The organism is Streptomyces sp. NPDC056061 (genome assembly GCF_042266885.1).
Taxonomy (GTDB): Bacteria; Actinomycetota; Actinomycetes; order Streptomycetales; family Streptomycetaceae; genus Streptomyces.
Window position 1 is genome coordinate 14,457 of record NZ_JBHJWQ010000021.1, and the last position, 24,483, is coordinate 38,939.

A 24,483-nucleotide genomic window follows, 5' to 3' on the forward strand; every position below is an offset into this window, starting at 1 on the left:
ATGTCCACCCCGGTCCTCCTCGTCATCGCCCACGGCAGCCGCGACCCGCGGCACGCGGCGACCGTGCACGCGCTCACCGAGCGGGTGCGCTCGCAGCGGCCGGGACTGCGCGTGGCGACTGCCTTCCTCGACTTCAACGCGCCTTCCGTACCCAGGGTGTTGGAGCGTCTCGCGGCACAGGACGCCGAGGACGTCATCGCGCTCCCGCTGCTGCTCACCCGGGCCTTCCACGCCAAGTCGGACATCCCGGCGGTGCTGCGCGAGGCCCGGTCCGGCCTGCCCCGGCTGCGCATCCGCCGGGCCCGGGTGCTCGGCCCGTCCCCGTTGCTGAACGCGACACTGGAACGCCGCCTGCACGAGGCCGGGATCGGCCCCGGCGACCGGGTATCGACCGGTCTCGTACTTGCCTCGGCGGGCTCCACGGACCCGGAGGCGATCGCAGTGATCGCTGAAATCGCGCGGGAGCTGCGGCACACCGGTTGGTGCGCCGTGCGGCCTGCGTTCGCCTCCGCCTCTTCTCCCGCAGGGTTCCCCGGCACCGCGGACGCGGTGCGGGCCCTGCGGGCCGAGGGGGTGCGGCGGGTGGCGGTGGCCCCGTACGTCATCGCCCCCGGCCGGCTCCCCGACCGGATCGCCGCGGGCGCGGCCGGGGCGGACGTGCTGGCCGACGTGCTCGGCGCGGCGCCGGAGTTGGCGCGGCTGCTCCTCGACCGGTACGACGAGGCCCTCGTACCGGCGGCCCGGCGGGCCCCGCTCAGCGCCTGACCGGCCGCCCGCGGTCCCCCTCGGAGCGCACCGCGGCTCCCGCCCGGGTGCGGGGGCCGCGGTGCGCCCGACCGGCTCTCAGCCCACGTCCAGCCCTCCGGTCCGGGTGCGCTTGAGCTCGAAGAAGTCCGCGTTCCCGGCGAGCACCCGGAAACTGTCGAAGAGCCGTCCGGCTTCCTCCCCGCGCGGCACGGCACGCAGCACCGGACCGGACCGCACCGCCCCGTCGACGTGGATCGTCGGCGTGCCCACGTACGGGCCCGCCTCCGAGTCCTTGCCCGCGTCGTGACTGCGCCGCAAAGCCTCGTCGTGGGCGTCCGTATGCGCGGCGGCGGCGAGACCGGCGGGCAGGCCGAGCTCGGCGAGGGACTGGGCGGTCACCTCGTCGAAGTCGTCGTTCTTCCCCTGGTGGATACGGCTGCCCAAGGCGGTGCAGAGGTCGCGGAGCACGCCTTCCCCGTGCCCGGCCGCCGCCGCGACCGCGACCCGGACGGGCCCGATCGACCGGTCGACCAGGTCCCGGTACCAGTCGGGGAGTTCATTGCCGATGTTGTGCAGGTAGAGGCTCATGGCATGGAAGCGGAGCTCGATGTCGCGCCGTTGCTCCACCTCCAGCATCCAGCGCGAGGTGATCCAGGCGAACGGGCCGGCCGGGTCGAAGGAGAAGTCGACGGCGGTCCTGCCCGTGTCCGTGGTGCGGTGACTGATCATGTGCCGACCCCAGTCAGGCATTGGCATACACCCACGGGCCAATCGTCGCTTGATCCACTGGGCCATTTCCCGGCCGTCGCCGGGCCGCCCCGGGGCGCGGGGCGGCGCCCCGGCCCCCGGGCCGCCGTCGGGTCGTGCCCGGTTCAGTCCCTGCTCCACCGGGGGTCGCGACCGCTGTGGGCGAGTGCCCGTTCGAGCACGGAGGCCGACGCGGGCAGCGCCACCTCGTCGGCGAAGCCGTCGTAGGACCGGTAGAGCGCGGCGTTGCCGTCCACCACGTCGAGGAGATAGGCGGCCGCGGCGTCGGAGAGCCGCAGCTCCTGGCCGGTGGCACGGGCCACGTCCCAGGTGTGCAGCGCGGTCTCCGAGATGAGCATCGCCGCGGTGTCGGCGGCGGGAATCGTCGAACCTCCGAGGTCGATCTCCCCGTCCCACGCCGCCGGGTCGGACCAGGCGGCGACGGCGCGGTCCAGCTGTTCCGCGTATCGCAGCGCCCAGTCGGGGTCGGCGGTGAAGTCGCGGGCGACGAGCTCGTCGGAGAGGTCCTCGCGCCGGGCGCGGTGCTCCAGCCCGTGGGAGGTGTACAGCACCAGGTGGTTGACGAGTTCGCGCAGGCCCCAGTCACCGCAGGGGGTACTGGGTTCGTCGAGTTGTTCGCCGCGGACGGAGCGGGCGACCCGGGCCGCCTCGGCCGCGACTTCGGTCATGTGAGCGTGCTCGTTCTTCATGCCCCCGAGACTAGGACCGGTCCCCCGTACCCGGATTGAAGAAAGGCGACAGCGGTCCGGGAGACAGGGCATTCGTGCCGGGCCGGGTCCCGCCGGGCCGTGCCGGTCGGGTCGGGTCGGGTCGGGTCGGGTCGGGTCGGGTCGGGTCGGACGATCACGGCACTAGCATGACGGAATGTCCCCCATGTCTCCCTCGCCCTCCCCCATGCCCGCCCCCGCCGACGTGTTCCCGCTCGGTGGCGAGGTTCCCGTACGGCGTCTCGGCTACGGGACCGCGCAGCTGACCGGCCCCGGCTACTGGGGGCCGCGCGGCGACCGGGCGGACGCGGTGGCCGTGTTGCGTGCGGCCGTCGAGCAGGGCGTCACGCTGATCGACACCGCCGACAACTACGGTCCCGGCCTGGCCGAGGAGCTGGTGGCCGAGGCCCTGCATCCCTACCGGGACGACCTGGTGATCGCGACCAAGGGCGGTGTGGTGCGCACCGGTGACAGCGCCTGGCACGTCGCCGGGCGGCCGGAGCGGCTGCGGGAGATGTGCGAGGCGAGTCTGCGAAGGCTGCGGACGGACCGGATCGATCTGTACCAGCTGCACCGGATCGACCCGGACGTACCGCTGGCGGACCAGCTGGGCGCTCTGGATGAGCTGAGGAGGGAGGGTAAGATCCGGTACATCGGTCTGGACACCCTCACCGCCGACCAATTGGAGCAGGCCCTCTCCCTGACCGGGATCGCCTCGGTGCAGAACCGCTTCAATCTTCTCGACCGTTCGTCGGATGCCGTACTGAGCATGTGCGAGGCACACGGCCTTGCATTTCTTCCCTGGTTCCCGTTGGCCGACGGCGCGCTGACCGGTGATGCGGCGGCGGCGCTGACCGATGTCGCCGACCGGCACGGTGCCACCCGCGGGCAGATCGCGCTCGCCTGGCTGCTGCACCGGTCCCCCGTGCTGTGCCCCACCCCCGGTACCGGCTCGCCCCGCCATCTCGCGGAGAACCTGGGAGCCCGGGAGGTCCGGCTGTCGGTCGAGGACATGAGCCGCCTGGAGGCGCTCGCCTCCGTCTGAAGGACTTGCCCGTACGAAGGAGTTGGACCGCACGTGACCACTCGCACCACCGCATCCGTTCCCGCCCCGGCCGGGGCACCCGGTCCCCTCGCCGATCCGGTGATCCGGGCGGTGGACGTCTCGTTGGTACGGGACGGCAACGTCCTGCTCGACTCCGTCTCCGTGACCGTGCGCGGCGGTGAGCACTGGGCCCTGCTCGGCGCCAACGGGGCCGGCAAGAGCACGCTGCTGGGCGTGCTCGGCGCCGTCGGCCACCCCACCAGGGGCACGGTCGAGGTGCTCGGGCGCGCCCTGGGCCGGGTCGATCTGCGGGAGCTTCGCTCGATGCTCGGGCACGTCAATCCGCGCCACCCGCTGCGTTCACCGCTCTCGGTGCGCGAGGTGGTGCTGACCGGGCTGACCAACTCGGTCGAGCCGGTGCCGCGCTGGTCCCCGACCGGGGAGCAGCGGGACCGGGCGGACGCGCTGCTGAAGACCCTGGGCATGGGAGGGAAGACGGCGTCGCGCTGGCCGGCACTGTCGCAGGGTGAGCGGGGGCGGACGCTCATCGCCCGCGCGCTGATGCCGGAGCCGCGTCTGCTGCTGCTCGACGAGCCGGCCACGGGCCTGGACCTGGCGGCCCGCGAGCAGCTGCTGGACAGCCTGGACACCCTGCGCGAGGAGCATCCGGAGCTGGCGACGGTCCTGGTCACCCACCATCTGGAGGAGCTGCCGGCCTCCACCACGCACGCCATGTTGCTGCGCGGTGGGCGGTGCGTGGCCTCGGGCCCCGCCGACGAGGTGCTGACCACCGGCCGGGTCAGCGACTGCTTCGGGCATCCGGTGGCGATCTCCCGCACCGACGGCAGGTGGACCGCGCGGGCGCGGCGGGCGGTCCGCCGCTGAGCGGAGTCCGGACGGGTTCCTCGCCGCCCGTTGCGGGTTCAGTCGTCGGTGGCGGGGACGGTGTCCGCGTCGGTGGGGGTGAACAGTGTGGCCTGGTGGAAGTAGAGCTCCCATCCCGTGCCGGTGAGCCGCCACAGCGAGCTGCGGTGGGCGAGCCTGCCGTTCCGCTCGGTGTCGTAGGTGAGGTGGACCAGTGCGCCGTCCAGTTGGGTCCCGTGCATCCGGGACGCGGTCTGGGGGCCGGGGCGCGGGGCGTCCTCGCCCGTGAGCGAGGCGATCATCTCGTCCCGGTTCCAGACCCGGCCCGTGGAGTCGATCTCACGGTAGTCCGGGTGCAGAAGTCGGCCGAGGATGTCGGGGCGGGCGCGCACCTCGGGGTCCAGGAGGCGCAGCTCGCCCTCCACCGCGGCGGCCACGCCGGAGGACGGTTCGGTCATGCGTCGGCTCCGTGCTGTGCGGCCGGGGCCTGTGCGGTCATCTCCACCAGTGCGCGCACGGTGTTCCAGTTGCGGGAGGTGGCGACGACGTCCTTCAGGAGGGAGGGCCGGGACAGGGCGTCGGCGAGGCGGGACCGGCCCAGTCCGTCGGGGGTATGGAGGTAGAGTGCGCGGTCGCCCAGCCGGAACTCCTCGGGAAGGTGGGCCGCCGGGTCGATCCCGGCGAATCGCGCCGCGTCGACCGGCTGCCCGAAGTACGTGATGTGCAGTTGTCTGCCCTCGAGTTCGGCCGCCGGGAAGGGGCACGCCTCGGCGACCGCGGCGAGGTAGGAGGCGTTCCGGACCAGGCAGGGCACGGGAAAGCCGAATCGCTCCTCGATCGCCCGCTCCAGTCCGGTGGCGAGCGCGTCCTCGTCGTCCGACGGATTGCTGAAGACGGCGTTGCCGCTCTGCAGGTGGGTACGGACATCGCCGTGGCCCAGTTCGGTGAGCAGGGTACGGAGTTCGGCCATCGGAACCCTCCTGTGGCCGCTCACATTGATTCCGCGCAGTAGTGCCGCGTACATCGTCATATGCACACCCTAAGCGCTGACCCACCAGGGATCACGGGACAGCGCTCAGGGCGCTCCGCACGCGCGATGCGGCCGCCGCGCCCCGTGGGGGAGGGCACGGCGGCCGCGGTCCCGTGGGGTGGGGGGGGGGGGGGCCCCCCCCCCCCCCCCGGGGCGCCGAAACAGCCAATATCTCAGCGGTAGTGTGGGGCGCGGTGTGGGGGGGGGGGGGGGGGGGGGGGGGGGGGGGGGGGGGGGGGGGGGCGGGGGGGGGGGGGGGGGCCCCCCCCCCCCCCCCACCACGGGTCGACTACTCGACGATCTTCAGCAGCTTGTTGGGCGTGCCCTTGGTCGCGTTGGAGATCGCGTCGGGGGTGGCTCCCTCGGTCAGCGCCGTGGCGACCTCGTCCGGGGTGGCGTCCGAGTGCTCGGCGAGGTAGACCGCGGCGGCACCGACGACGTGCGGGGTCGCCATGGACGTGCCGGAGATCGTGTTGGAGGCGTCGTCGCTCTCGTTCCAGGCCGACGTGATGTCCGACCCGGGCGCGTAGATGTCGACGATCGAGCCGTAGTTGGAGAAGTACGACTGCTCGTCGTCCACCGTGGACGAGGCGACGGTGATCGCCTCCGGGACGCGGGCCGGCGAGCTCTGGCTCGCGTCGGAGGAGTCGTTCCCGGCGGCCACCGCGAAGGTGACTCCGGAGGCGATGGCCTTCTGGACCGCGGCGTCGAGCGCCTCGTCCGCGCCGCCGCCGAGGCTCATGTTGGCGACGGACGGGCCCTCGTGGTTGGCGGTGACCCAGTCGATGCCCGCGACGACCTGCTCGGTGGTGCCCGAGCCGGAGTCGTCGAGCACCCGGACGGCGACGATCTTGGCCTTCTTGGCGACACCGTAGGTCGCACCGGCGATGGTGCCGGCCACGTGGGTGCCGTGGCCGTTGCCGTCGTCCGCGCTGTCGTCGTCGTCGACGGCGTCGTAGCCGGAGGTGGCCCGACCCTCGAACTCCTCGTGCGTGGTGCGCACACCGGTGTCGATGACGTACGCGGTCACGCCCTCGCCCGCGCTGTCCGGGTAGGTGTACGCGTTGTCGCCGGCCGTCTCGGTCTGGTCGATCCGGTCGAGGCCCCAGGACGGCGGGTTGTCCTGGGTGGTGTCGATGTGGAACTTCTTGTTCTGGACCACCTTGGAGACGGCGGGGTCGGCCGCCAGGCGCTTGGCGTCGGTGAGCGAAAGGCCGCTGGCGGAGAAGCCGTTGATGGCGGACGTGAAGTTCCGGTTGAGCTTGCCGCCGTACTTCTTGGCGAGCTTCGACTTGTCGGCCTTCTTGTCCAGCATCACGATGTAGCTGCCCTGGACGGCGGTCGCCGCGTCCGCACCGTAGACGACGCCCATGGTGGGGGCGGGCGACGCTCCGGCGACGGGCGTGTTCAGCAGGGTGACTCCGGCCGCTGCGGCCACGGCGGTTATGGCCGCGGTGAGCTTGATCCGGCGTGCGCGCTTGTGAATGGCCATGAAGAGGGGTCTCCTCGTCATTCTTTGTGGGGGGATTGGCCCCCGGCCGGAAAATCTCCGGGGGCTGGCTCGAAACCCTCGCCGATTGACGCGCTCAGTTCAAGACCTTCTTGCGGCTGTGACTTACTCAACAAAGTTTCGTCATAAGAAACCGGCCAGCCGCTCCCAAGTCGGGCGCACTCACCGCAAGCCGGGCCGTCGGACCCCCGCGGGAGCGGTCGGCACGCTTCGCACCCGGGAAGACGAACGTCGCGGCACCACGCCGGACGGGGCGGAGTCGGCTTGATTCCGACCCGCCCCGGGAGCAACGATCCTGACGGTGCATCACCTACGGCACCCCGGCACGACGGAACCACCCCGGAAGAGGCGGCAGCCGCAGGGGCGGAAGCCGGAGGGACGATCGGACCGGGAGGCATCCGGCGCGCACCCGCCGGGGATGACGACTTGAGGAGCAAGAGGGTGCGGGCTCCCGACGCCCCGCGACTCCGCCTCCCGCGTTGTCGTCGGTCCCAAGGGCTCCGCCCTCGTCCCCTCCCCGCCTCGGATCCGAAGCCGCATGACGCCGCTCGCCGATCCACTCCCTGTTGCTCCCCGGGTCGTTACGGGACAGCCTCTGGGGGCCGCACCGGAAACACCCGGCTCAGCGGCGAACGATCCGGACCTCGGAAACCCCCATCAGCCCGGCGAGAGGAACCCGGGCGGCCGTCTGCTCCGGACTCACGGTCAGGTCGTCGCCGCGCAGCATGTCGAGCAGCATCTCGGCGAGCGGCATCACCATGTGCCTTCCCCAACAGCGTTCCGACACATGCCCGAAGGGCAGGTACCCGGGATGGTACTCGGGATCGAGTTCGTCCCACCGCTCGGGACGGAACTCCTCGGGGTCCTCCCAGAGCGCGGGGTCGCGATGGCTCAGCAACGGCAGGATCAGCACGTCGTCGGCAGCGCCGATCCGGGAGTCGAGGGCGGGGTACTCGGGGGACGCCTTCCGCAGGACGTTCCAGGAGGGCGGCAGCAGCCGCATGGCCTCGTGGAGGATGTTCCGGTTCGGCACCTCCTCGGCGAACGGCGATCCGAGCCAGAGCGCGTTGGCGACGAGCGTCGAGACCGTGAAGCAGACCGGGGCGGCCGCCCTCCGGTACAGACCCATGGCGTAGCGGCGGTCGCCGTAGCTGCCCGCCTCGGCGGTCAGGCCCGCGATGGCGGACACGTCGGCACCGGGGCGGAGCCGGCCCGGCAGTGCCGCCCCGGCGGCGATGACCGTCCAGGTGAGCTTGGGCGTCAACTCCAGCGCGCGGTCCATGAGGATGCGTAACCGGTAGGGATCGGCGCCGAGTACGAGGTCGCGCAGGAACACGTGGCCGACGTGCGGCCACTCGCCGGTGAGGTCGACCCCCTCCGGAAGCGGCTTCTTCAGGGCCGCCCGCACATCACGGCCGATGGCCCGCATGACCGTGGACGCCTCGGCGCGGGGGATCGACCGCCCGTGGAGCGGCTTGAACGTGGGCCGCTCGTCCTCGGCGGCCGGCCTGGCGGCGAGGATCCGGTCGGCCAGCACGGCCCCCGCGACACCGACGGTGCCGGAGTCCAGGCGGAAGACCTCCTCGCCCCGATGGTCCCGCAGGAGCGCCTGGAGTCTCGGCGCGAAGACGACGTCCCGGGCACGACTGCCGGTACCGGATATGTACATCGATGGTCTCCAAGAAACGGGAGGGCCCGCGCCCGGCGGGCCGATGAGGCCACGCCGGACACGGACCCGGATCGACGAACCGCGTCCCTCGGTCGGACGGCCGATTTCGTCGGCTCAGTACCAGTGGTACCAGGCGTACGCCTTCAGGCTCTTCTCCGGCGTCAGCTTGTCCTTGAGCGAGAAAAGGAACTTCACATCAACACCTCCATCTTTGCCTTGAATTTACATTTCCAGGGGCATGACTCGGACCGCATACGGCAACAACCCCCGATCCTGGACCGGAAATTCTGCGCCGCTCGCCGCCGAAAAGAGTGAAACCCAGCGTGAAAGACGTTGTCAATGACATGTTTTTCGGTGCGCCCGAATCGCGGCGGAACGGGAGTTCCGCGCCGGGGTCTCCGCAGCCCCGAAACAGCGAGGAGCAAACAGGACCAATACGGCAAGGACGTTCCGGACCCCTGATGCCGCGAAGCCCGTCGAGTCGCACGGAACCGACCGGCCGGAGCGCCGGGAGGGAGCACCCTCCCCGAGGGCTGCCCCGTAATCCCCGGCGGGCGTGCGACGGCAGCCACGACACCTCGCCACATTGCCGGAACGCCCGAGTACATCCGGTTTCCGACGCCCTTCCGCCTTGCGATGCACCGCGTCCGACGCCGCACGCCGATCCACCAGGAATGAGGGACAGCCTTTACCCTGTCGACATCCCGGACACAAGGGCCTGAAAGGCCGAATTCATTCTCCCGAATGACTGAATCGCCGACTTCAGGAATATGACGCACCATCACTTCGACGGAGCCGGGAGGCACCGGCGCCCCCGGTGCGCCATGGATTACGGGACACCCCTCAAGTGAATGAGGCATCGGGAGGCAATCCGATTGGTCCATGAACCCGCTCCGGCGCAGGCTCCGTGCCGGCCCGCGGTCGAGAACGTGCGCCGACGGTGTTCCGTCCGCGGTGCCGGGGCCGCCGGGAGTTCAGCGTTGATAGCGGGCCAGCACCCGGTTCCCGTCGTCGACCAGGCGTCTCCTCAGCTCCTCGGCATCGATCGCGCCGCTGTAGTACTCCTGGAGCGCCGGGGTGGCGATCTTGTCCTTCCACTCCGGGTAGCCCCGGACCGACTGGGCGGGTGCGGGCCGCAGCCCCCGCGCGACCGCGACGCCGGTGGCCCAGCCGTGCCGGTCGGTGTGCAGCGCGGGATCGGCGAGGGCCGCGGTGCCGGTCGGGAGCATCCAGTCGCCCTTGGCGAGCCGCACCATGTTCGGTGGCCGCAGCAGGAAGTCGATGAACCGCGCCGCCTCCTTCTTGTGCGGACTTGCCGCCGCGACGGAGAGGGTCTGCGGACTCACCCCCTGAACGGCTCCGCCACGGCCCGCGGGGGCCGGCAGGACCGTCCAATCGAAGCCCTCCGGGGCCTGCTCGACGATCTGCTGACGGTACGAGAAACCCAGCGGGACCATCGCGTACTTGCCGCCGAAGAAGCCGGGAAGGGTGTCCGAGCCACCCATGCCGAGGGCGGTACGGGCGGCGCTGCGGTCGGTGCCGATCTGGTCGTGGAGGGTGTCGGGGACGATCCGGTCGCCCTCCTCGGACCGGATCGTCACCTTGCCGCCCGGACCGCGGTGGAAGAGCCGCCCGCCCGCGGAGAGACCGAGGTTGAGGGTGACGGAGACGGGTTCCTTGAGCGGCCAGGCGACGCCGTACCTGCCCCTGCCGGTCAGCCTCTTGGCGACCTGCCGGAACTCGTCCCAGCTCCAGGGGCGATCGGGGGTCGGGATGCGGACCCCCGACGCCTTCAGGAGCTTCGTGTTGGCGATCAGCACGCGGGGTTCCTGGAGGAACGGCACCCCGTAGACGCCGTCGCCGAAGGTCGTGGTCCGCCAGCTCTCCCGCGGGATGTCGGCGGTCAGCCGGTCGGTCAGGAGCGTCCGCAGGTCAGCGAGGTATCCGCCGTCGGCGAAGTCGGCGAGGTCGTCGGACGCGTCATGGATGACGTCCGGCGCCTCGTCGCCCTCGAACGAGGTGAGCAACTGGTCGTGGACGGTGTCCCAGCTGCCCTGCACGTAGCGCACCTGGATGTCGGGGTGGGCTTCGTTCCACTCCTTCACCAGTTGTTCGTTGGCCTCGACCGACTCCTTCTGCCAGGCGAGCGACTGGAAGCGGAGCTCCACCCGCCGGTCGGTTCCCGGGTCGTCGTCCGTTCCCGCGCAGCCGCTCAGCAGCAGGGCCAGCGTGGTGGCCGCGACGGCTGCCGCCCTCAGGGGCGAGACACGCATCAGCTCCTCACCGCCCCGGCCAGCAGGGATCCCGAGATCCGCCGTTGGATGACCGCGAAGACGACGAGTGAGGGCAGAGTCGCGAGGAAGGCGGCGGCGGCCAGCGGCCCGAGGTCGGCGGCGCCCTCCGCGCCGATGAAGTGGGTCAGCACGACCGGCAGGGTCTGCTTCTCCGGTGTCTTGAGCAGGACGAGCGCGAAGAAGAACTCGTTCCAGGCGGTGATGAACGCGAAGAGCGCGGTGGCGACGATGCCGGGGACCAGCAGCGGGGCCGTGACCGAGACGAGCGTGCGCAGCCGGCCCGCCCCGTCGACCGAAGCGGCCTCCTCCAGCTCGACGGGCACCGCCCGTACGTACCCGGTCAGCATCCACAGGGCGAAGGGCAGCGCCCAGACCGCGTACACCATGATCAGCCCCCACAGGGTGTTGATCAGACGGAGCTCCTTCAGGATCAGGAACAGCGGGATGATCAGCAGGACGAGCGGAAACGCCTGGCTGACCACGACCCAGCCGGTGGCGGCCCTCGACAGCCCGGAGCGGTGGCGGGCCGTCACATAGGCCAGCGGAGTGGCGACGACGATCGCGACGAGGGCCGCGCAGCTCGCGGCGATCAGCGAGTTGGCGGCGGCCTGGACCAGGGGCTGTTCGTCGAACGCGCTGCGGAAGTTGTCGAGGGTCGGGTGCTCGGGGATCCAGGTCGGGTGCAGCGAGCCAAGTTCCCGTGCCGGTTTGAAGGCGGTGGAGGCCAGCCACAGGAACGGGAACGCCAGCAGGACGAGGTAGCAGAGCAGGGCGGCGTACTGTCCGGCGCGCACGGCGCGCCGAGGAGCGCGGTTCATCGGTCCTCCCCTCCCCCGAGCCGTCCGGCCAGGTACACCGCGAGGAGCACGGCGATCACCGCGACCATCACGCAGCCCATCGCGGCGGCGTAGCCGAACTGTCCGTAGCGGAACGCCTCCTCGTACGCGAAGAGCATCGGCAGCCGGGTGCGGCCGCCGGGCCCGCCGTCGGTCAGCACGTAGACCAGTGCGAAGGAGTTGAAGTTCCAGATGAAGTTGAGCGCGGTGACGGCGAGCGCGACCGGCCTGAGCACCGGCCAGGTGACGGTGCGGAAGCGTCGCCAGGCACCGGCCCCGTCCAGCGCCGCCGCCTCATGGAGTTCGGGCGGGGCGTTCTGGAGCCCGGCCAGGAGGGCGACGGTGGTCTGAGGCATACCGGCCCAGACGCCGACCACGATCGCGGCCGGCAGGGCGGTGGCGAGTCCGCCGAGCCATGCCCGGCCCTCGCCCAGACCGAGCTCGCGGATCATCTCGTTCAGGACGCCGGCGTCCGGGTGATAGACGAGCCGCCACATGATGCCGACGACCACCTCGGGCATCGCCCACGGAACGATCGCCAGGGCCCGTGCCAGCCAGCGCATCCGCAGGTTCTGGTCGAGCAGCAGGGCGAGGCCGAGCGCGAGGACGAATTGCGGAACGGTGACGCCGACCGCCCACAGCAGGCCGATCCGGAAGGACTCCCAGAAGAGGGTGTCGTGCAGCAGGTCCTGGAAATTGAGCACGCCCACCCACTGGGTGGAGCGGGTTCGGCCGGACTGGGCGTCGGTGAAGGCCAGCGCGAGGCCGTGGAGAAGCGGGCCGACGCTGAGGATCAGGATCGGGATCAGCGCGGGCAGCACCAGAAACCAGGCGCCGGCGCCCCGACCGGCCCGCTGCGGCGGACCTCCGCGCCGACCGCCGCCCCGACTGCCCCGACTGCCCCGGTCACCCTCAAGGGGACTTTTTCCGGCTTGTGCGGTTGCACTGGCTAATGTCACGCATAAGCCCCTTTGCGTCATTCGATCGGTTTTGCACCGTTCTGGCCGCTCAGGTGGCCCCCGTCATCGTGCTGACGGCACATCCGTTCGTCAACCCGGCCCGCGCGGATGCAAAAATCGGAACCATGGACGAAATGCGTGCGCGTGAGGTATTGGCCACCGCCGGTCTGCCGGACGGTGCGGAACTGCTCGCGCTGGGCGAGAACGCGGTGTTCGCCGTGGACGACCTGGTGGTCAAGGTCGGACGGGACGCCGTGCGCAGCCCGGAGCTGCGGGACCGGGCCGAGCGCGAGGTGGCAGTCGCCCGGTGGCTGGCCGCCTCCGGGGTCCCCGCCGTACGGGCCGCCGAACCCGGGATGCGACTGGTGGACGGCCATCCGGTGACGTTCTGGCACCGGTTGGCGCAGGCCGTGCGCCCGGCGGAGCCGCGAGACCTGGCGGGGCCGCTCGCGCTGGTGCACGCGTTGCCCGCGCCGGAGGACTTCACCCTGCCGCGCCGTGAGCTGCTGGGCGGCGTCGAGCGCTGGCTCCGGCTCGCGGGCGACGCGATCGACCCGGCCGACGCCGACTATCTGCGGGAGCGCCGCGACGGCTTCGCGGCGGCCGCGGCCGCGCTGGTCCCCCATCTGCCGCCCGGCCCGATCCACGGCGACGCGCTCGCGCGCAACGTCCACGTCGGCCCCGACGGTCCGGTGCTGGTCGATCTGGAGACCTTCTCCGCGGACCTGCGCGAGCACGACCTGGTGGTGCTCGCGTTGTCCCGGGACCGGTACGGGCTGGCCGCCGAGGCGTACGACGCCTTCACTGCCGCGTACGGCTGGGACGTGCGGGAGTGGGACGGTTGCGCCGTACTGCGCGGGGCCCGGGAGACGGCAAGTTGCGCATGGGTGTCCCAGCACGCACCGGCCAACCCGAAGGCGCTCGCGGAATTCCGTCGCCGGGTCGCCTCGCTGCGCGAGGGCGACGCCTCGGTGCGCTGGTATCCGTTCTGAGGGACGATCGTCCGCACCCGACCCGGACCGGGTCCGTCCGGCACGCCACGCTCCGAGGGGCGCGGTCCCAGCGCCATGCGCCGAGCGGCGCTTCCGTCAGCCGGCCACCCGCGCCGGCTCGCGCAGCGGCCAGTGGCCGTCGACCACCGCGTCCGCGGTGCCCTTGCGGCGCAGGAACTGCTGGAAGTCGGCCGCCCACCGGGCGTACCACTCCACCTGGCGCTCGTGCAGTTCGGCGGCGGTCAGCTCGGCCACCGAGCCGTGCCGCTCGGCTATCGCGTGAGCCACCCGGACCGCGGCCAGCGCGTCCGCCGCCGCGTCATGGGCCCCGCCGTGCACCACGCCGTACTCGACGCAGACCGCTTCGAGATTCCTCTTGCCCTTGCGGTAGCGATCGACCGCCCGGTCGATGGTGTACGGGTCGATGACCGGCCCGATCCCCGCCCCGTCGAGCCGGTCGCTCAGCGACGGCAGCCCGTGCCGTCGCAACTCGGCGGTCAGCAGGGTCAGGTCGAAGGCCGCGTTGTACGCGACGACCGGCACCCCCTGGCGCCAATGGCCTGCCAGTGTCTCGGCGATCTCGTCCGCCACCTCGCGCACCGGCCGGCCCTCCGCCGCCGCCCGCTCGCTGCTGATGCCGTGGATCGCCGACGCCTGCTGGGGGATCCGGACGCCCGGATCCGCCAGCCAGGTGCGCTGCCGCACCGGCTCCCCGCCGCGGCCGACTACGCCGACGACCGCGGCCGTCACGATCCGCGCCTCCAGCGGCTCCGTGCCCGTCGTCTCCAGGTCGAAACCGACCAGCGGCTCCCGGTCCCAACTCATCGGGTACCTCCTTCGTGGTGCTCCCCCAAGTGGTGACCACCCTCGCACGCGCCACTGACAACGGACGGACGGCCCCTCAGGAGACGGGCCGGGAGTCCGTCCACACGGACTCGAACTCCTCGCGGTACGTCTCGAACAGCCCGTGCTCGTTCTCCTGTCCCGCGCGGACCACCGCGCGCCCGCCGCCCCGCAGCACCAGCACGGGCGCCTCCATGCCGCGTGCCCGGCGCAGGTACGGCTGCACGACCCCGACCGCGTCCGTCCCGTCGCCGTCCACCAGATAGGCGGTGAAGCGCGGTGTCTCGTCGAAGACGTGGATCTCGAACGCCCCGGGGTCGCGGAGCCGGGAGCGGACCCGGCGCATGTGGAGGATGTTCATCTCCACGGAACGGCTCAGCTCGCCCTTCTTGAGGCCGAGCTCCCGCTCCCGCCGCTTGACCGCGCTGCTCGCCGGGTTGATGAACAGCAGCCGGACCCGGCAGCCGGACTCGGCGAGCCGGATCAGTCGCCGGCCGGAGAAGTTCTGCACCAGCAGGTTGAGCCCTATGCCGATCGCGTCGAGGCGGCGCGATCCGCCGAAGAGGTCCTCGGCGGGCAGCTGGCGCTGGAGCCGCACCCGGTCCGGGTGGACGGAGACCACGTCCGCGTACCGGTCGCCGACCAGCTCCTCGACGGCGTCGACCGGGAGCCGGTCGGCCGACGGGACCGAGGCCCCGCCGCCCAGGATCTCCAGGAGCCGGGCGGAGGCGCGCTCGGCCTGGGCGAGGACCGCCTCGTTCAGCGCGCGGTTGCGGGAGACCACGTTCCGGGCGACCTCCAGCTCGTCGAGCGCCAGCTCGACCTCGCGGCGGTCGTCGAAGTAGGGCTCGAAGCACGGCCAGTGCTGGACCATCAGTTCACGCAGTTGGGGCAGCGTGAGGAAGCTGAGGACGTTGTCGTCCGCCGGGTCCAGGAGATAGCCCTTGCGCCGGGACACCTCGCGCACGGCGACGGCCCGCTGCACCCATTCCTGCCCGGCGGGCCCCGCGGCGGCCACCACCCACTCCTCGCCGTGGACCGGCTCGTAGATGGGCCGGAGCACCGCGGCGACCACGGCCCGCAGCCGCTGCTCCACGAGATTCAGCCAGATGTAGGCACGCCCGGCCCGCTGGGCGCGGGTGCGCACCTCGCTCCAGGCATCCGCTCCCCAGTCCAGTTCCGCGCCGATCTCCACGGGCCGGGCCAGCGAGACCGCCCCGGGCGGGGCATCGGTGGATTCCCCCTCGTGACCTGTGTCACCCGGGGGCAGCTCGAATCCTTCCGAGCTCACCCGTGCACCGCCTTCCACTCCCCCACCAACGATCAAGGAAGGGTACTCCGGGAGCGCGATCCGATGCAGCCGGATGCACAGGCTCCTCATTTCAACTCCCCATCAGCACACGAGGGTTCCCGGCGGCGAGATCCGGCGTAGTGAGCGGATTCATAGTGCTGGGACTCCCCGATCGCCGCTTCGCTCCGGGCCCGGAGCGGATTGCGGGGGCCGTATTCCGGTTCCGGGGGCGACACGGAGGGGACCGATGTTGACCGGACCGCGCGACGTCCTAGGAAGCCGCACCTCTTTCAGGGAAGATTCGGTGGAGATCCGATCAATCAGCCCATAAGCCTCATTTTCAAGCCCAGCATCCCCATCCCCGAACCCCCAAGCCCCAGGAATCCGGATCAGAAGGGGAAGAGTCGAAGCCATGCAGGTCTGGCCGGGACAGGCGTATCCCCTCGGTGCCACGTACGACGGCGCCGGGACCAACTTCGCGGTCTTCTCGGAGGCCGCCCACCGAATCGAGTTGTGCCTGCTGCACGACGACGGTTCCGAGACGGCGGTGGAGCTCAGGGAGACCGACGCGTTCGTCCGCCATGCCTATCTGCCGGGGGTGATGCCCGGTCAGCGGTACGGCTTCCGGGTCCACGGGCCGTACGAGCCCGAGCGCGGCGTCCGCTGCAATTCGGCGAAGCTGCTGCTCGACCCGTACGCCAGGGCCGTGGCCGGGCAGATCCGGTGGGGCGAGGCGGTGTACGGCTACCCGTTCGGCCGACCGGACGCGCGCAACGACCTCGACTCGGCACCGCACACCATGACATCGGTCGTGGTGAACCCGTACTTCGACTGGGGCGACGACCGGCGGCCCCGTACCGACTACCACCGCACGGTGATCTACGAGGCCCATGTGAAGGGCCTGACGATGCTCCATCCGGCACTGCCGAAGGAACTGCGCGGGACCTACGCGGGGCTGGCCCATCCGGAGGTGATCGCCCACCTCACGGAACTCGGCGTCACGGCGATCGAACTGATGCCCGTTCACCAGTTCGTCCAGGACCACCGACTGGTGGACGCCGGGCTGGCCAACTACTGGGGCTACAACACCATCGGCTTCTTCGCCCCGCACAACGCCTACGCCTCCTGGGGCGACCGCGGCGAGCAGGTGCTGGAGTTCAAGCAGGCGGTACGGGCGCTGCACCAGGCGGGCATCGAGGTGATCCTCGACGTGGTCTACAACCACACCGCCGAGGGCAACCACCTGGGGCCGACGCTCTCCTTCCGGGGGCTGGACAATGCCTCGTACTACCGGCTCGCGGAGGACCAGCGGTACTACACGGACACCACCGGGACCGGGAACTCCCTGTTGATGCGGTCGCCGCACGTGCTCCAGCTGATCATGGACTCGCTGCGGTACTGGGTCACGGAGATGCACGTGGACGGCTTCCGGTTCGATCTCGCGGCCACGCTGGCCCGGCAGTTCCACGAGGTGGACCGGCTGTCGTCGTTCTTCGACCTGGTGCAGCAGGACCCGGTGGTCAGCCAGGTGAAGCTGATCGCCGAACCGTGGGACGTCGGCGAGGGCGGCTATCAGGTGGGCAATTTCCCGCCGCTGTGGACCGAGTGGAACGGGAAGTACCGGGACACCGTGCGGGACCTGTGGCGCGGCGAGCCGAGGACCCTCGCCGAGTTCGCCGGGCGGCTGACCGGGTCGTCGGACCTGTACCAGGACGACGGGCGGCGGCCGCTCGCCTCGATCAACTTCACCACCTGCCACGACGGTTTCACGCTCCACGACCTGGTCTCGTACAACGACAAGCGCAACGAGGCGAACGGCGAGGGCAACCGGGACGGGGAGAGCCACAACCGGTCGTGGAACTGCGGCGCGGAGGGCGAGACGGACGACCCGGGGATCCTGGCGCTGCGGGAGCGCCAGATGCGGAATTTCGTCGCCACGCTGATGCTGTCCCAGGGCGTGCCGATGCTGAGTCACGGCGACGAGTTCGCGCGCACCCAGCGCGGCAACAACAACGCCTACTGCCAGGACGGCGAGCTGTCGTGGGTGCACTGGCCGGAACCCGCCGACGCAGCGCGCAGCGGCCCGCAGGACGGTGCCGGGGACGCCCCGGGCGACGAGCCGGCCGAGGACGGGCTGGGCAGCAGTCTGCTGGAGTTCACCCGGGCGATGGTGTGGCTGCGCCGGGACCATCCGGTCTTCCGGCGTCGCAGGTTCTTCCACGGCCGTCCCGTCGAGGGCACGCACGACGAGCTGTCGGACATCGCGTGGTTCACGCCCGGGGGCCGGGAGATGACCCAGCGGGACTGGCAGGCCGCGCACGCCAAGGCCCTGACGGTCTTCCTCAACGGCCACGCGATCTCGGAGCCGGGGCCGCGCGGCGAGCGGATCTCCGACGACTCCTTCCTGCTGATGTTCAACGCGAGCGCCGAGACGCTGGAGTTCTCCGTCCCGGTGAACCACGGCCGGCAGTGGATGGTGGTCGTCGACACGGCCCGCCCCGCCGGGGTGCTTCCGCGCTCCGGGCCGAGGGTGGCGGCGGGCGAACGGGTGACGCTGGTCGGACGGAGCATGGCGGTGCTCCAGCGGCCGGCGTAGTGGCCGCGTGCGCGCCCGGCGACACCGCCGGTCGAGCCCTTTGCGGCGTTCCCTGACACAGGGGGCCGCGAGCCGGGTACGTAACGGCGCATGACGCCCACCGCCACCTACCGGCTCCAGCTCCAGCCCGACTTCCCGTTCCCGGCCGCCGAGGACGCCGTGCCGTATCTCGCCGCGCTCGGGGTCTCGCACCTCCACCTCTCCCCGGTCCTGGAGGCCGTGCCGGGTTCCCGGCACGGCTACGACGTCGTCGACCACGGCCGGGTGCGTGCCGAACTCGGCGGCGAGGAGGGTCTGCGCGGACTGGCCCGCACGGCACGGCGGCACGGTCTCGGCCTGGTCGTGGACATCGTGCCGAACCACATGGCGGCCGTGCCCCGGCTGAACCGTGCCCTGTGGGAGGTGTTGCGGGAGGGACCCGGCTCCCCGTACGCGCGCTGGTTCGACATCGACTGGGAGGCGGGGGGCGGCACGGTGCTGCTGCCGGTGCTCGCCGGACGGATCGGCGACGAACTCGACGCGTTCCGGGTCGACGGGGAGGTGCTGCGCCACGGCGGGCAGGAGTTCCCGCTCCGGGCCGGCACCGCGCACCTGCCGCTGCCGGAGCTGCTGGACGCCCAGCACTACCGGCTCTGCTGGTGGCGGCTTGCCCGTACCGAGCTGAACTACCGCCGGTTCTTCACCATCTCCGGCCTCATCGGGGTGCGGGTGGAGGACCCCGAGGTCTTCGCCGCCACCCACGGCAAGATCCTCGAACTCGTCCGGGAAGGGGTGATCGACGGGCTGCGCGTCGATCACCCGGACGGGCTCGCCGATCCCGCGTCCTACCTCGAACGGCTCAAGGCCGCGGCCGCCGGGCGGTGGACGGTCGTCGAGAAGATCCTCACCGATGACGAGCGCCTGCCCGCCGACTGGGCGGTCGCGGGCACGACGGGGTACGACGCCCTGCACCGGGTGGACGGTCTCTTCGTCGATCCGATGGGCGCCGCCGAACTGATCGGCCGCTATCGGGAGTACGCGGGGCCCGCCGCGGACCGCGGCGGTTCCTGGGCGGCGACCGTGCGGCAGGCCGCGTACCGGGTGGTGACACACGAGCTGGCCGCCGAGACCGGGCTGCTGACCCGGCTCGCCGCGCGTGTCTGCGCCGAGCACCCGGCGCTGCGCGACCACGCGCCGTGGGCGCTGCACACCGCGATCCGCGAACTGCTCGTCCGGATGCCCGTCTACCGGCCGTACGTGACGGCCGGCGGGCCCTGCCCGGAATCCGCCGCGGAGACGCTGCCGGAGGTGGTCGTGCGGGACGCGAGGGCGGCGTTCGCGGTGGCCGAGGAGGCGGCTGCCGTGGATGTGGTGCGGGATCTGGCGCTGGGGCGGCTGGGTGCCGGGCCCGACCGGGCCGCGTTCTGCACCCGGTTCGCCCAGACGGCGTCGGCGCTGCGTGCCAAGTCGGTCGAGGACATGGCGTTCTACCGCTACGTTCCGCTGGTCTCGGCGAACGAGGTGGGCGGCGATCCCGGCCGACCGGCCGTGACGCCCGAGGAGTTCCACGCCTTCTGTGCCCGGACGGCGCGCTACTGGCCCGCCACGGGCACGGCGCTGACCACCCACGACACCAAACGGAGTGCCGACGTCCGGGCCCGGATCGCGGTGCTGTCCGAGTGTCCGGAGCAGTGGTCCTGGCTGCTGGTCGAACTGGCCCGGACCGCTCCGGCGGCCCCGCCCGACGAGCAGTTCGCCTGGCAGGCCTGGCAGACGGCCCTGGGGTGCGCGGGGCTGCCCGCCGGGGAGGCCGTGGGCAGGCTGGAACCGGCGCTGCTGAAGGCGGTCCGGGAGGCGGGCCTGTACACCGGATGGACCGAGCCCGATCCGGGTTACGAGCGGGCGGTGACGGACTTCGTCGCCGCGGGACCGGCCTCGGACGGCGGTCCGGTGCGCGAGATGCTGGACCGGTTCGCGGGCACGCTCGCCCCGTATGCGCGGGCCAACGTGCTGGGCGCGGCACTGGTGCAGCTGACGATGCCGGGGGTGCCGGATCTGTACCAGGGCACGGAGGAGGAGTACGTGGCCCTGGTGGACCCGGACAACCGGCGGCCGTTCCGCCTGCCGCCCGAGGGCGGCGCCCGCGGCGAGAAGGGCGAGGTCACCGCGGTGGCCTTGCGGTTGCGGCGCGAGCGTCCCGAGGTGTTCGGCGCCTCGGGCGCGTACCTCCCGCTGGGCGCGCACGGTCCGGCGGCCGCGCACTGTCTGGCGTTCTGCCGTGCGGGCGAGGTGGTCACGGCGGTCACCAGGCTGTCGTTGCGGCTGGCGGAGTCGGGCGGCTGGCACGGCACGGAGCTGGCGCTGCCGGACGACGGGCCGTGGACCGATCTGCTGACGCCCGGCCGGAAGTTCGCCGGGGACTCGGTCGCGGTGGCGGAGCTCTTCGCCGAGCGGCCGGTGGCGCTGCTGGTCCGGGCGGGCCGGTGAGGGCGGGGCGATCGGGGCCGGGCGGGGCGGTGAGTTCCGGCGTCTCAGAGCCTGTCGGGTGGCCATCGATCGGAAAGCGGACGCGGCATGGTGCGTGCGATTCCAAGGCGCCGGGAGGGCCCAGTAGCGGAGCTACTCGGTCATGTCGGCAACGCCGGAAGCGTGCGTGCCAGGACGTGGCCGCCCGGTCAGAGGTCACCCGACAGGCTCTCAGGCGGGCGGTCCGAGGACGGGTGCGGAGAGGCGGAAGCTCATCCGGCCGAAGCTCACCTGGTCCCCCTCGCGGACCGGGACCGATCCGGTGACGCGTTGCCCGTTGACGCACGTGCCGTTGGTCGAGCCGAGGTCGCGGAGCATCCAGCCCCCGTTCCGGACGGTCAGCTCGGCGTGGAGCCGGGAGACGGTCTCGTGGTTGAGCCGCAGGCCGTTGCCCGGGTCCCGGCCGATCAGCAGGGGGTGGGGGCTCGGGGCGGGAAGGAGCAGCTTCGGCAGCCGCTCGGTCTGCCAGACCCGGCGCACCCGGCCGGGAAAGCCGGACACCCCGCTCACGACCTTGAGCATCCGCCGCGACCAGCGTCCTTCGTCCGCCAGGTCGGCGGTGAGCGCCGCCAGTTCCTCCGGGCTGCGGGCGACGAGGGCGAGCTCCATCCGGCGCATGAAGGTGTCGTGGGACAGCTTGCCCTGGGCGGCACCGTCCCGGAGTACGCCGACGGCGCGGTCGCGCTGGGCGTCCGACAGCCGCGCGGGGGACGTGTGGAACTCGAAGGAGGACGTCACGGGCCCAATTGTCGGCCGGACCGCCCCGGAGTGTCCAGAAGAGGCATGCCGTCCGGCCGCACACCCTGCCCGGAAATTCCCCGGCGGCGCGGCGGAGGCGTTGTTACTGTCTCCGGCCGCGGGCCGCACGGCGATCCCGGCGGTCCTCCTCGCATCCTCAGGAGACCTTGTGCCCCATGCCTCGCAGGAACTGACCGTCCGTCCGCTCGCGGGCCCGCACGAACTCGGGCTCTTCCTCGAACTGTCGTATCTGCTCGATCCCGAACTGGCCGAGGACCTGTCGGACGGGCGCCGCCGCCCCGGCTGGATGTGGCTGGCCCTGCGGGGCGAGCGCGTGGTGGCCCGGCTCGCATGGTGGAGCCGGGACGGGTCCGCGCCCCTGTTGCTCGACGTCTTCGACCTGGACGACGCCCTGCCCGCCCCGGAGCGCGAGGAGATCGGCCTGCACCTGCTGGAGACGGCGACGGCGGCGGTGATCCCGACCGGCGCGCCGCGGCCCGAGTACGGCCGGTACGTGCCGTCCGACTGGCGCGAGGACCCGGCCGTCCGCGAGGGCGTGGAATCCCGGATCCGGGTGATGGAGCGTTCGGGCGCACGAATGCTGGTGGAACGGCTGCGTCTGGAGTGGCGTGCCGGTACGCCGGTACCCCCGGACCCGGGCCGGCTGCGGTTCCGGCCGGTGGACGGGCGGGAGGATCTCCTCGCGCTGATGACACCGGTGATGGAGGGCACGCTCGACGCCCACGGCCGGGCCGACCTGGCGGCTGGGCTGAGTGCCCGCGAGGCGGCCGAGAAGCACTACGACGAGGAGCTGGCGGGGTACGCCACGCCCCGGGAGTGGTGGCGGATCGCCGAACTCCCGGACGGCGAGCCGGTCGGGTTCGTGGTGCCGGCGCGCAACGACTACAACCCGATCATCGCGTACATCGGCGTGCTGCCCGACCGACGCGGCCACGGGTACGTCGACGACATCCTCGCGGAGGGGACCCGGGTGCTGGCCGCCCAGGACGACGTGGAACGGATCCGGGCCTCGACCGACCTCGGGAACGTCCCGATGGCGCGTTCCTTCGCGCGTCTCGGCTATGTGGACTTCCAGCGCGCCTTCGACATGGTCTGGGACTGACACCGGCGGGGCCCGTCGCGGTGGCGGCCGGTCGCCCGGGGCGCGGAAGTCCCGGGCCCAGGCTCCGGGGTCCCAGGTGTCCAGGGCGTCGCGGAAGTCGCCCCCGAAGGCGCTGTACGGGCGGCTGCCGTAGGTCGCGCGGTGGTGGGCGAGGACGGGGCTGCCGGGGAAGCGGAGCCCGTTCTCGTACCACGCGGCGGGCGGGGCCCAGCCGAGCGGGGCGCGGCGGCCCGCCGCGGGCAGTTCGTCCACGGGCACGCGCGGCGGGGCCCAGCCGGGGACGGAGGCGGGTGTCCAGTGCACGAGGATTCCCAGTCGGGCCCGGGACCACCAGGAAGCAACCATGGCACGAAGTATTGATCACCTACCGGGTCGTTCGTAACGGCCCGGAGGCGATGGGGAGCGGGCTCCCCCTTGCTCCCCAGGCCGTCGGGCCCCGGTGCGCGGTCCCTGTCAGGCGCGCCGGTTCTTCTGCGAGTGGATCAGGTCGCGGTACCAGGCGTAGGAGTCCTTGGGGGTTCGGCGCAGCGTCTCGTAGTCGATGTGGACCAGGCCGAACCGTTTGCTGGCGCCCTCGATCCATTCGACGTTGTCGGTGAGCGACCAGGTGAAGTAGCCGCGGACGTCGACGCCCGCGTCGATGGCGGTGCGCAGGGCCTTCAGGTGTCCGTCGAGGTAGGCGATCCGGCGGCTGTCCCGGGTGGGCTCGTCGATGGCGCAGCCGTTCTCCGTGATGTAGAGCGGCGGGAGCCGGTCGCCGAAGCGGGTGCGGAGTTGGACGAGGGTTTCGCGCAGGCCGTCGGGGACGACGGGCCAGCCGAAGTCGGTCCGCTCGTATCCCTCTATCTCGCGGATGCCGAAGGGGAGTTCGGCGGGCATCTCGAAGCCGGAGAAGGAGTCGAGGGCGTGCGGGGCGGGCGCGCCGACGAGCGTGGGGTTGTAGTAGTTGACGCCGTACCAGTCGAGCGGGGCGGAGATGGTCGTCAGGTCTTCCTGGACCGGTCCGGGCATCAGCGCGGCGAAGTTCTCGTCGGGGTAGCGGCCGGTGAGGATGGGGTCGGCGAACAGCCAGTTGGTGACCGTGTCGTACAGCTCCGCGCCGAGGCGGTCCTCGTCGCTGTCGCCCGCGGTCCAGACCGGGGTGTGCGAGAGGGCGGCGCCGATGTTGTCGGCGCCCGCGCCGCGCAGCGCGCGGACGGCCAGGCCGTGGGCGAGGAGCTGGTGGTGGGCGGCGGGCAGTGCGTCGAAGAGCAGGGTCCGGCCGGGTGCGTGCTGGCCGAGGGCGTAGCCGAGCAGGGTCACCTCGGCCGGTTCGTTGATGGTGATCCACATCGGGACGCGGTCGGCGAGCCGCTCGGCCACGATGCCCGCGTACTCGGCGAAGCGGTAGGCGGTGTCCCGGTTGAGCCAGCCGCCCGCCTCGTCCAGCGGCAGCGGGGTGTCCCAGTGGTAGAGGGTGGGGGCGGGGGCGATGCCGTGGGCGCAGAGTTCGTCAACGAGGCGGTCGTAGAAGTCGAGGCCCTGCGCATTGACGGCTCCGCTGCCGCCGGGCACGACGCGCGGCCAGCTGATGGAGAACCGGAAGGCGTCGGCGCCGAGCCCGGCCAGGAGCGCGACGTCCTCGCGGTAGTGCTGGTGGAAGCCGGTCCCGCGGGCGGTGTCGGTGCCGTCCTTGATGCGGCCGGGCTGCGCGGCGAAGGCGTCCCAGCCGGACGGGCCCTTGCCGTCGGTGTCGGACGCGCCCTCGGTCTGGAAGGCGGAGGCGGAGGCTCCCCACAGGAACCCGGGCGGGAAGGCCGGCATGGTCGACGTCGCGTCGTCGAGCGGGGCCTTCGGGCCCGTGCCGCTCGGCGGTGCCGCGTTCGACGCCGGGACGTTCAACGGTGGCACGGTCATCTCGGCCTCCACAGCCGTAAGAGGGAGTGCGTATTGAGCGGAACCAGGCGGGGCAATGATCAGAACCAGA

General features: G+C 71.9%; 21 protein-coding genes and 1 pseudogene. 7 read left to right on the forward strand and 15 right to left on the reverse strand.

The window, feature by feature from the left end; genetic code table 11:
• The gene (locus ACFC79_RS26155) at nucleotides 1-765 is read left to right on the forward strand and encodes a sirohydrochlorin chelatase (RefSeq protein ID WP_376244441.1); all 765 of its coding nucleotides are present in this window, start codon (nucleotides 1-3) and stop codon (nucleotides 763-765) included.
• Between the two features lie 78 nt (nucleotides 766-843).
• Here the strand turns inward: ACFC79_RS26155 and ACFC79_RS26160 are convergent, their stop codons facing one another.
• Both ACFC79_RS26160 and ACFC79_RS26165 read right to left on the reverse strand, forming a co-directional pair.
• Nucleotides 844-1,476: a DsbA family protein gene (locus ACFC79_RS26160; RefSeq protein WP_376244444.1), complete on the reverse strand. Its 633-nt coding sequence runs from the start codon at nucleotides 1,474-1,476 to the stop codon at nucleotides 844-846.
• Between the two features lie 143 nt (nucleotides 1,477-1,619).
• Entirely contained in the window at nucleotides 1,620-2,204 is a 585-nt protein-coding gene (locus tag ACFC79_RS26165) for a TIGR03086 family metal-binding protein (RefSeq protein ID WP_376244447.1), read from the reverse strand.
• A gap of 184 nt (nucleotides 2,205-2,388) precedes the next feature.
• On the opposite strand from ACFC79_RS26165, the gene ACFC79_RS26170 reads away from it, so the two are divergent.
• On the forward strand, nucleotides 2,389-3,267 hold the full coding sequence (locus tag ACFC79_RS26170; RefSeq protein WP_376244709.1) for an aldo/keto reductase: 879 nt from the start codon (nucleotides 2,389-2,391) through the stop codon (nucleotides 3,265-3,267).
• Between the two features lie 99 nt (nucleotides 3,268-3,366).
• Complete coding sequence (locus tag ACFC79_RS26175; protein WP_376244712.1) at nucleotides 3,367-4,152, forward strand: ABC transporter ATP-binding protein; 786 nt, start codon at nucleotides 3,367-3,369, stop codon at nucleotides 4,150-4,152.
• A gap of 38 nt (nucleotides 4,153-4,190) precedes the next feature.
• On the opposite strand, the gene ACFC79_RS26180 is transcribed toward ACFC79_RS26175, so the two are convergent.
• The 8 genes from ACFC79_RS26180 to ACFC79_RS26215 form a co-directional block, all read right to left on the reverse strand.
• Nucleotides 4,191-4,589 carry a DUF4440 domain-containing protein gene (locus ACFC79_RS26180; protein WP_376244450.1) on the reverse strand — a complete coding sequence of 133 codons (399 nt, stop codon included), beginning with the start codon at nucleotides 4,587-4,589 and terminating at the stop codon, nucleotides 4,191-4,193.
• A complete protein-coding gene (locus tag ACFC79_RS26185; RefSeq protein ID WP_376244452.1) occupies nucleotides 4,586-5,161 on the reverse strand; it encodes a DUF1697 domain-containing protein in 576 nt (191 codons plus the stop codon). Before ACFC79_RS26185 ends, ACFC79_RS26180 begins: the two co-directional genes overlap by 4 nt.
• Nucleotides 5,162-5,450: 289 nt before the next feature.
• Nucleotides 5,451-6,653: a S8 family serine peptidase gene (locus tag ACFC79_RS26190; protein ID WP_376244455.1), complete on the reverse strand. Its 1,203-nt coding sequence runs from the start codon at nucleotides 6,651-6,653 to the stop codon at nucleotides 5,451-5,453.
• 640 nt (nucleotides 6,654-7,293) lie between these two features.
• On the reverse strand, nucleotides 7,294-8,340 hold the full coding sequence (locus ACFC79_RS26195) for a cytochrome P450 (RefSeq protein ID WP_376244458.1): 1,047 nt from the start codon (nucleotides 8,338-8,340) through the stop codon (nucleotides 7,294-7,296).
• Nucleotides 8,341-8,454: 114 nt separating this feature from the next.
• On the reverse strand, nucleotides 8,455-8,535 hold the full coding sequence (locus ACFC79_RS26200) for a tryptorubin family RiPP precursor (protein ID WP_376244715.1): 81 nt from the start codon (nucleotides 8,533-8,535) through the stop codon (nucleotides 8,455-8,457).
• Between the two features lie 779 nt (nucleotides 8,536-9,314).
• Nucleotides 9,315-10,613: an ABC transporter substrate-binding protein gene (locus ACFC79_RS26205; RefSeq protein WP_376244461.1), complete on the reverse strand. Its 1,299-nt coding sequence runs from the start codon at nucleotides 10,611-10,613 to the stop codon at nucleotides 9,315-9,317.
• Complete coding sequence (locus tag ACFC79_RS26210) at nucleotides 10,613-11,452, reverse strand: carbohydrate ABC transporter permease (RefSeq protein ID WP_376244464.1); 840 nt, start codon at nucleotides 11,450-11,452, stop codon at nucleotides 10,613-10,615. The genes ACFC79_RS26205 and ACFC79_RS26210 overlap by 1 nt, the downstream gene beginning before the upstream one ends.
• Nucleotides 11,449-12,429: a carbohydrate ABC transporter permease gene (locus tag ACFC79_RS26215; RefSeq protein WP_376244467.1), complete on the reverse strand. Its 981-nt coding sequence runs from the start codon at nucleotides 12,427-12,429 to the stop codon at nucleotides 11,449-11,451. Before ACFC79_RS26215 ends, ACFC79_RS26210 begins: the two co-directional genes overlap by 4 nt.
• Before the next feature lie 125 nt (nucleotides 12,430-12,554).
• Here ACFC79_RS26215 and ACFC79_RS26220 point away from each other — a divergent pair, with 125 nt between their 5' ends.
• Complete coding sequence (locus ACFC79_RS26220) at nucleotides 12,555-13,421, forward strand: phosphotransferase enzyme family protein (protein WP_376244470.1); 867 nt, start codon at nucleotides 12,555-12,557, stop codon at nucleotides 13,419-13,421.
• A 96-nt stretch (nucleotides 13,422-13,517) separates the two neighbouring features.
• Here ACFC79_RS26220 and ACFC79_RS26225 read toward each other — a convergent pair whose 3' ends face one another.
• Both ACFC79_RS26225 and ACFC79_RS26230 read right to left on the reverse strand, forming a co-directional pair.
• Complete coding sequence (locus tag ACFC79_RS26225; RefSeq protein ID WP_376244473.1) at nucleotides 13,518-14,246, reverse strand: exonuclease domain-containing protein; 729 nt, start codon at nucleotides 14,244-14,246, stop codon at nucleotides 13,518-13,520.
• A 76-nt stretch (nucleotides 14,247-14,322) separates the two neighbouring features.
• Entirely contained in the window at nucleotides 14,323-15,555 is a 1,233-nt protein-coding gene (locus ACFC79_RS26230) for an SAV2148 family HEPN domain-containing protein (RefSeq protein ID WP_376244476.1), read from the reverse strand.
• A 412-nt stretch (nucleotides 15,556-15,967) separates the two neighbouring features.
• On the opposite strand from ACFC79_RS26230, the gene glgX reads away from it, so the two are divergent.
• Nucleotides 15,968-18,151, forward strand: coding sequence for a glycogen debranching protein GlgX (gene glgX / locus ACFC79_RS26235; RefSeq protein ID WP_376244479.1), 2,184 nt, complete (start codon nucleotides 15,968-15,970; stop codon nucleotides 18,149-18,151).
• 90 nt (nucleotides 18,152-18,241) lie between these two features.
• Nucleotides 18,242-20,617, forward strand: a complete 2,376-nt coding sequence (gene treY / locus ACFC79_RS26240; protein WP_376244482.1) for a malto-oligosyltrehalose synthase — start codon at nucleotides 18,242-18,244, stop codon at nucleotides 20,615-20,617.
• A gap of 210 nt (nucleotides 20,618-20,827) precedes the next feature.
• Here treY and ACFC79_RS26245 read toward each other — a convergent pair whose 3' ends face one another.
• Nucleotides 20,828-21,394 carry a DUF1707 and FHA domain-containing protein gene (locus ACFC79_RS26245; RefSeq protein ID WP_376244485.1) on the reverse strand — a complete coding sequence of 189 codons (567 nt, stop codon included), beginning with the start codon at nucleotides 21,392-21,394 and terminating at the stop codon, nucleotides 20,828-20,830.
• Between the two features lie 169 nt (nucleotides 21,395-21,563).
• On the opposite strand from ACFC79_RS26245, the gene ACFC79_RS26250 reads away from it, so the two are divergent.
• Complete coding sequence (locus ACFC79_RS26250) at nucleotides 21,564-22,517, forward strand: GNAT family N-acetyltransferase (protein WP_376244488.1); 954 nt, start codon at nucleotides 21,564-21,566, stop codon at nucleotides 22,515-22,517.
• A 33-nt stretch (nucleotides 22,518-22,550) separates the two neighbouring features.
• On the opposite strand, the pseudogene ACFC79_RS26255 reads toward ACFC79_RS26250, so the two are convergent.
• Nucleotides 22,551-22,862, reverse strand: a pseudogene (locus ACFC79_RS26255) (alpha-L-fucosidase); the annotation flags it as partial.
• A 108-nt stretch (nucleotides 22,863-22,970) separates the two neighbouring features.
• Entirely contained in the window at nucleotides 22,971-24,320 is a 1,350-nt protein-coding gene (locus ACFC79_RS26260; protein WP_376244717.1) for a GH1 family beta-glucosidase, read from the reverse strand.
• Nucleotides 24,321-24,483 lie beyond the last annotated feature (163 nt).